The organism is Paraeggerthella sp., assembly GCF_048427265.1.
Classification (GTDB): Bacteria; Actinomycetota; Coriobacteriia; order Coriobacteriales; family Eggerthellaceae; genus Paraeggerthella; species Paraeggerthella hominis.
In genome coordinates this window covers 1-7,573 of record NZ_DBFOSR010000075.1, presented here as the reverse complement: position 1 = coordinate 7,573, position 7,573 = coordinate 1, and the positions used below count along the sequence as shown (strand labels likewise).

The following is a 7,573-nucleotide window of genomic DNA, read 5'->3' as shown; positions in this document are numbered from 1 at the left end:
GCTGACGGCGTTGCCCGAGGCCATCGCGAACAAGGATGCAGCCGCGCTCAAGGCGCTCAAGGCCGATTGCGCAACGGTGGAGGCTGCGGAAACCGAGCTTGCGAACTACGCGGTGGAGCTTTTGTCGGCTGGCGCGACCAGCGAAAAGCAAGCGGCTGAGATCTCCGACCTCATGTTCATCGTGGACGCGGTGGGGCGCATCGGCGCGCGCTGCGGGGAAGTGTCCGCGCTTTACAGCGAGCGCTTGTCGTCCAAGAAGCAATTCTCGGACGAGGCGCGCCAGGAACTGGGCGAGAGCGCGGCCATGGTGGCCGAGATGTACGGCGCCGTCCTTCAGTTCCTGAGCGATCAGGACGTGGCGTCGGAGCGCGTGCTCGACGAACGCCGTCGCCAGATCATCAAGCGCCAGAGCAAGGCGCGCAAGGATCATTTCCGCCGGGTCAGCAGCCAGCAGTGCGCTCCCGAGAACAAGGCGGTGTACAACCAGCTGCTGCTGTGCCTTGAGCGCGCGGGCAACGAATGCTCCAACCTGGTAGAGCACGGAGCCGAGCTGTCTATGTGGGGCGACTCGCTGGGAACGGATCGCACGGAATCGCGCGGCGGCGGATCCGACGAGCTCGTGGAGGCGCTCGCCTAGAGCGCGCGTCTGCAGCGAGGCGGCCGAGGCATCGATGGCACGACCCTCGACGCCTCGGCCCTCGGCATCCCCGCCAGCTTTCGGCACCCCCGGCAACCCTCGGCAGCTCGCCCCGTCCTCCTTGCGCAGATTGCGCGCGTTTGCTTGGGCGCCTTGGGGAAAAGGGGTAGAATACGAAGGCTCATTTCACCTCCATGCCAAGGAGACTGCTCACATGCCAATCGATATCGAAACCCTGAACGGACCGCAGCGCGAAGCGGTCGTGACCACCGACGGGCCGCTTTTGGTGCTGGCCGGCGCCGGGTCCGGCAAGACGCGCGTGCTGACGTACCGCATCGCGAACCTGATCGAGAACCTCGGCGTTGCCCCCTGGGAGATCCTGGCCATCACGTTCACGAACAAGGCGGCCGCCGAGATGCGCGAACGCCTGACCGGCCTGGTAGGCCCGCGCAGCCGCGGCATGTGGGTGGCCACGTTCCACAGCATGTGCGTGCGCATCCTGCGCGCGGACGCGGAAAAGCTGGGCTTCACCAAGAACTTCACCATCTACGATGTGGACGATCAGAAGCGCCTGTACAAAGAGATCATGGCCGAGCTCGACATCGACCCGAAGCGCTTCCCGATCAACGCGCTCATGAACCGCATCTCCACGGCTAAAAACGAGCTGGTGGTGCCCGCCGAGTTCGAGAAGCAGGCCAGCGACCCGGTGGGGAAGGTGGCGGCGCGCGTCTACACGAAGCTGCAGGAGCGCCTCAAAGCCGCGAACGCGTTCGACTTCGACGACCTGCTGCTGTACGCGTTCCTGCTGCTGAAGAACCACGCGGACGTGCTGGACGCCTACCAGGATCGATTCCGTTACATCATGGTGGACGAGTATCAGGACACGAACCACGCCCAGTACGCCATCACGGGGCTTTTGGCCGCGAAGCACAAGAACATCATGGTGGTGGGCGACGACGACCAGTCCATTTACAGCTGGCGCGGCGCCGACATCCGCAACATCCTTGAGTTTGAGCAGGACTACCCGAACGCGCACACGGTGAAGTTGGAGCAGAACTACCGCAGCGTCGGTAACGTTTTGGCGGCTGCGAACGCCGTTATCGCCAACAACCAGCACCGCAAGGCGAAAAAGCTGTTCACGGATGCCGAAGAGGGCGACAAGATCCAGGTGTACATGGCGTCCGACGAACGCGACGAGGGCCGCTGGGTGGCCGGCGAAATCGAGAAGCAGCGCGCACGCGGCTTGACGTACAACCAGATGGCCGTGTTCTACCGCACCAACGCCCAGTCCCGTATGCTGGAAGATATGCTGCTGCGCGCCGGCGTGCCGTACCGCATCGTCGGCGGCACGCGCTTCTTCGATCGCGCGGAGATCCGCGACGTCATGGCCTACCTCACGCTCATCGTGAACCCGGCCGACGACATCGCGGCCAAGCGCGTGATCAACGTGCCGCGCCGCGGCGTGGGCAAGGCCAGCATCGAGCGCATCGAGCAGTTCGCGCGCGAGATGGACATGACGTTCATAGACGCGGCCGAGCTTGCCATCGTGGATCCGGAGCTGCGCGCGGCCACGCGCCAGGCCATCGGCGGGTTCGTGGGCCTTATCAAGGAGGCGCAATCGTACGGCGGCGACCTGCGCAAGGTCATCGAGGCCGTCATCGACAAGAGCGGCCTCATCGCTGCCCTTCAGGCCGAAGGCACCGACGAGGCTATCGGCCGCATCGAGAACATCAAGGAATTCTTGGGCGTTGTGGACGAGTTCGTGGACACGCACGACGAAGAGGATGCCGAATACGCCGCCCCCACCGCCGGCGAGGACGCTGAAGCGGCTCCCGTGCGCGTGCTGCGCGGCGACTCGTTGGCCGACTTCATCGAGTGGGTGCGCCTGCGCACGGATTTGGACACCGTGGCCGAAGACGGCATGGCGGTCACGCTCATGACGGTGCACTCGTCGAAGGGCCTGGAGTTCGACTGCGTGTTCGTGGCGGGCATGGAGGAAACGCTGTTCCCGCACATGAACAGCGTGAACGACGCCGCCGGCATCGAGGAGGAGCGCCGCCTTGCCTACGTTGCCATCACGCGCGCCCGCAAGAAGCTGTTCCTCACCTGCGCCTACGCGCGTCAGATCTTCGGCCAGACCTCGTCGAACCCCGTTTCGCGCTTCATCCAGGAGATCCCTATGGAGCTACGCCAGGCCACGGGCGTGGGCTCGGCCGGCTTCAGCGGAACGGGCTGGGAGAAGCGCGGCAGCCGCAAGGGCATCGCCGGGTCGGGGACCGAGGCGGGCGGCGGTCGCGTGTTCGGTCGCTCGAGCGCGTCGGGCTCGGCGGGTCGCTCGGATGCGCGCACGAGCCGCGTAGCCTCCTCGTACGTGCGCCCCGGTGCCGAGAAGAAGTCTGCGGCCAAAATGACGTTTGCGGTCGGCGACACCGTGGACCACAAGACGTTCGGCCGCGGCAAGGTGACGAAGGTGGACGGCGACACGCTCTACATCAAGTTCGCCAAAACGGGTCAGACGAAGAAGCTCCTGAAGGACTACGCGCCTATCGTCAAATTGAACGGGTAGCGAGCGGCCTTCCGGAAAAGCCCGTGCATGCAGCGCCCGCCGAGCAACGCGGCGGGCGCTGCGCATTAAGCGCGTGCAGATGATGCGTCTGATGTGCGAGTTTCGGTGTAGCTGTGCATAATTCACATTTTTACTTGCCATCGGTTTCCTTGCCCGTCATTATGAAAATACTCCTGTAGCGCTAAGTGAATTCCTCAGTGCAGGCAGGGTTGATATACGAGAGAAGGGGACCCCCATGAGGATCGTAGCCGATTCCTCCGTCATGTACTCTATCGAGCAGGGTGCAGCGCGCGGTATGAAGATTCTGCCGCTTGCAGTGACCATCGACAACGAGACGTGGCTTGAATACGAGGAGATCACAACCGAGGACTTCCTCGCGCGCGTGCGTGCCGGCGCGATGCCGCAAAGCTCCTGTCCTCCGCCGCATTTGACGCTCGAAGCATACGACACCGAAGAAGAGGTGCTGCACATCACCATGGCCGACGGTCTGTCCGGCGCGTACGGCGTGGCGCACGGATTGGCGAAGCAGGCTCCGCACCCCGAGCGCGTGCACGTGGTGAATTCGGCAACGCTGTGCGCGCCCCATCGTGCGCTGGCGCTGGCCGCCGTGGAGCTGGCGAAGCGGTGCGAGCATGCAGCTGACGTGATCGAGCGCCTGCGCCCCATGATCGCGAGCGCCCACTCGTTTCTTTTGCCGGAGGATTTCGAGTACCTGCGTCGTGGGGGTCGCTTGACGCCGCTGGCTGCGAAGTTCGCGCATCTGGTGAAAGCGGCTCCGGTCATGTGCCAAACCGATGATGGCACCCGCTTGGAGCGCTTGGCTATTGCCCGCAGCTTCAAGAAGGGCGTTGAGGCGGTAGTTGCCGAGCTTGAAAAGCGCGGAGTCGGCGAAGGCCATTTTATCAGCGTGAGCCATGCGGACAATCCCGAAGGTGCTGGTTGGGCCATGGATCGCTTGAAGGCCGCGTTCTCCGGTTGCCGTTTCGGCGTCTACGATTTGGGTCCGGCGTTCATCACGCAGGGCGGTCCGGCGTGCATCGCCATTCAATCCATCGATCTGAAGGCGTTCCCCGACCTCGCAATGGGCTAGGGTTCGACGATGCGAACGAGATAAAGGGGCGGGGCCGGCGAGATAGCGGCCCCGCCCTTCGTTTAGTGCCGTTCGCCTTTGCGCTGGCGCGTTGTCAGGCTCCGCACTGTGCGCACCAGGCGCAAGCGGCCGGCGCCGCGGCTATGCCGCCAAGGGCGCTCTCTCGCAGTTCGAAGGGCAGGGAACGCCCCACTTTGTCCATGACGGCCACGGTTTGGTCGAAATCGACCAGGTTGCCAATGCCGGCCAGCGCGATCTGCGCGCTGACGAGCGCCGTGGCGGCTCCGGATGCGTTGCGCTTCTGGCAGGGTACTTCCACCAGGCCCGCAACCGGGTCGCACACAAGCCCCATCATGTTCGTGAGCGCGTTGCCCGCTGCGTTCAGGCACTGGGCGGGCGTGCCTCCTGCAAGCTCCACTGCAGCTGCGGCTGCCATTGCCGCCGCCGACCCGATCTCCGCCTGGCAGCCTCCCTCTGCGCCCGATACCGTTGCGTTGCGCGTGATCAGGTATCCGATGGCCGCCGCGGTCGCTATGCCGCGCGCCAGGTCTTCATCGGCGAAGCCCTTGGAATCCTGCAGGGCAAGCAGCACGCCGGGCAGCACGCCCGCCGAGCCCGCCGTGGGGGCTGCTACGATGCGGCCCATGGACGCGTTCGTTTCCAGTACGGCCATAGCGTAGGTCATGGCGGCGGAAAGCTGGTCGTCGCAGAGCGCTTCGCCGCGGGCGCGCAGATCGGTCAGCTTGCGCGCTTCGCCGCCAAGGAGACCTCCCATCGAGGGCAGCGTTTCGCGAACGGGCTGCGTTGCAGCGCGCTTCATAACGGAGAGCGCCAGGTCAAGATAGCATTTTGATGTATCGGCCTGCCCTAAGCTGGCTGCTAGAGCTGCCTCGCGAGCCAAAAAGGCTTCCGAAAGCGATGCGCCGTTCGTTTCGCACCAGGTAAGCAGATCCGAGCCCGATGCGAAGTCGAGATCCGCGAATCGCTGAAGTGCGCGATCGAGCGCTTCAGCGATTCGCTGCGCGCTGCATCCTTCGTCGCCGGCGCCGGCACATGGAGCCGCGCTGCCCGCGTCGCCGGGAATGATGCGCACATCGTAGATGGCCGGGTTGCTTTCTATGGCCGCTTTTGCCGCAACGTCCACGTCTTGGTCGGTTTCGAGAACGGTGTAGGCTGTGTCTCCGCGCCGCTCGCGATACATGCGCGTGGTGGCGATGTTCACGCCGCGTTCGCTCAGGCTTTGTGCGATATGCGCCAGCACGCCGGCCACGTCGCGTTGGCGCACGACGATGCTCGTGCTTTCGCCGGTCACGTACACGTCGATGCCGTCGATGCGACGGATGACCGCCGCCCCGCCGCCCACGCTTTCGCCGCGCACGCTCATCTTGTTGCCGGCGGCGTCCTGTATGAGAATGTCGATGGTGTTGGGGTGCTCGTAGTCGTCGGCGTCGGGCAGGGTCGTGAAGCGAAACGAGAGTCCCGCCTGTTCGGCCAGCTCGAACGAATCGCGTATGCGCAGGTCGTCGGTTGCCAGGCCCAGCATGCCCGCCACGAGCGCCTTGTCGGTGCCGTGCCCGGTCAGAGTGTGCGCGAACGATCCCAGCAGACGAAACTCGACGCTTCTCGGTTCGGCAAGGCAGAGCCGGCGCGCCATGAACGCGATGCGCAAAGCTCCCGCCGTATGGGAGCTCGAGGGTCCTACCATGATGGGGCCGATGATGTCGGTTAAGCCGAGCGTCGCCATGCTCGTCCTCCTTCGCGTTGCGTTCGTCGCCGCCATGGTAGCGCATAGGGCATCGTTTTACCCGCACTTTCGTGAGTTTTAACGACGAAAAGCCCGTAGGGGCTTGCGCTTCAAGCTTCAACGCTATACTGAACTGGTCATAATCGGGCGTTTTGATCCCGAGCACATCACTGGGCGGAGAGCAGAGGTCCCGCACGCGCGGAAGGGCCTCACGGTAAAGGAGCGAACAATGCCGGCACCCATCATCGTCGTGGGCCATAAGAATCCTGACAACGATTCCATCAGCGCGGCCGTCGGGTACGCGTATCTCAAGAACGAATTGGAGAAGCGCGCTTCGGGCGATGCCGATCCGAAGCGCGTGTACGTCCCCGCCCGTTTGGGCCCCATGCCGCCTGAGAGCGCCTGGATCCTGGAGCGCAACGGCCTGCAGGCCCCCGAGGTGGTTGCCCACGTGCATGCGCGCGTGGCCGACGTCATGACGCCGAACCCTATTTCCATCGGCCATGATGCAACCTTGCTTGAGGCTGGTCGCCTGCTGCGCCAGCACAACGTGCGCGCGCTGGTGGTCACCAACGACGACGGCACGTACCGCGGTCTCATCACCACGCGCATGATCGCCGAGCGCTACATCGCCGCTACCGACGCCCTGGAGGAGGGCGGCGCGAACGAAATGGCCGTTGCCGGCGACCTTATCGCGTCGCTCGGCCAGAAGGTGGCCGACATGACCGAAACCGACGTGCTGGTTCTGGACAAGGAAGGGCTTCTCAAGGAGGCCATCGAAGACCTCATGTCCAGCGCTTTGCGCGAAGCCGTCGTGCTCGACGACAGCGACGCGGCCATCGGCATCGTCACGCGCTCCGATGTGGCCGTGCGCCCCCGTCGCAAGGTGGTGCTCGTGGACCACAACGAGACGCGCCAGGCGGCGAACGGCATCGAGGAAGCCGACGTGGTGGAGATCATCGACCACCATCGCATTGCCGACGTCATGACGGTCAACCCCATCCAGTTCCTCAACCTGCCCGTGGGATCGACCGCCACCATCGTCACCCTGGAATTCCGTCGCCACGGCGTGGAGATACCCGCGTCCATCGCAAGCGTGCTGCTGTCCGCCGTCATGACCGACACGGTCATTCTCAAGTCGCCTACGACCACCGACGTGGATCGCGAGCAGGTGAAGTACCTGGCCGACATCGCGGGCGTCGATCCGACCGAGTTCGGACTGGCCGTGTTCAAGTGCCGCGGCGGCGAGGACGACATGCCGGTCGACAAGCTGGTGGGCGCCGATGCCAAGGAATTCCAGATCGGCGACGCCACGGTTCTCATCGCCCAGCACGAGACCGTCGACCTGCCGGCCGTTATGAAGCGCGAGCAGGAAATTCGCGATCACATGCGCCAGCTGCGCGACGATCACGGCTACGAGTTCGTGCTGCTGCTGGTCACCGACATCGTGGCGGAGGGCAGCCAGTTCATGTGCGAGGGCAACCGCCGCATCGTGAACCGCGTGTTCGGCATCAACTGCACGGGCGAAGGCGGCAC

4 protein-coding genes and 1 pseudogene are annotated in these 7,573 nt (G+C 64.5%); 4 read left to right on the top strand and 1 reads right to left on the bottom strand.

What is annotated here, in order from left to right; translation table 11 throughout:
* From ACMNI9_RS07195 to ACMNI9_RS07185, 3 genes and pseudogenes are all read left to right on the top strand, one after another.
* Positions 1 to 637 (top strand): annotated as a pseudogene (locus ACMNI9_RS07195) (Na/Pi cotransporter family protein); the annotation flags it as partial.
* Between the two features lie 214 nt (positions 638 to 851).
* Positions 852 to 3,203, top strand: coding sequence for an ATP-dependent helicase (locus ACMNI9_RS07190; protein WP_418831351.1), 2,352 nt, complete (start codon positions 852 to 854; stop codon positions 3,201 to 3,203).
* A 235-nt stretch (positions 3,204 to 3,438) separates the two neighbouring features.
* Positions 3,439 to 4,293, top strand: coding sequence for a DegV family protein (locus ACMNI9_RS07185; RefSeq protein ID WP_216529473.1), 855 nt, complete (start codon positions 3,439 to 3,441; stop codon positions 4,291 to 4,293).
* Between the two features lie 94 nt (positions 4,294 to 4,387).
* On the opposite strand, the gene sdaAA is transcribed toward ACMNI9_RS07185, so the two are convergent.
* Positions 4,388 to 6,037 carry an L-serine ammonia-lyase, iron-sulfur-dependent, subunit alpha gene (gene sdaAA, locus ACMNI9_RS07180; RefSeq protein WP_418831350.1) on the bottom strand — a complete coding sequence of 550 codons (1,650 nt, stop codon included), beginning with the start codon at positions 6,035 to 6,037 and terminating at the stop codon, positions 4,388 to 4,390.
* Positions 6,038 to 6,266: 229 nt separating this feature from the next.
* On the opposite strand from sdaAA, the gene ACMNI9_RS07175 reads away from it, so the two are divergent.
* On the top strand, positions 6,267 to 7,573 hold a 1,307-nt coding region (locus ACMNI9_RS07175; RefSeq protein WP_418831349.1), incomplete at its 3' end, for a putative manganese-dependent inorganic diphosphatase.

Coding starts and splice junctions, on each gene's coding strand:
- ACMNI9_RS07190 (WP_418831351.1), top strand. CDS start 852: ATGCCAATCGATATCGAAACCCTGAACGGACCGCAGCGCGAAGCGGTC.
- ACMNI9_RS07185 (WP_216529473.1), top strand. CDS start 3,439: ATGAGGATCGTAGCCGATTCCTCCGTCATGTACTCTATCGAGCAGGGT.
- sdaAA (WP_418831350.1), bottom strand. CDS start 6,037: ATGGCGACGCTCGGCTTAACCGACATCATCGGCCCCATCATGGTAGGA.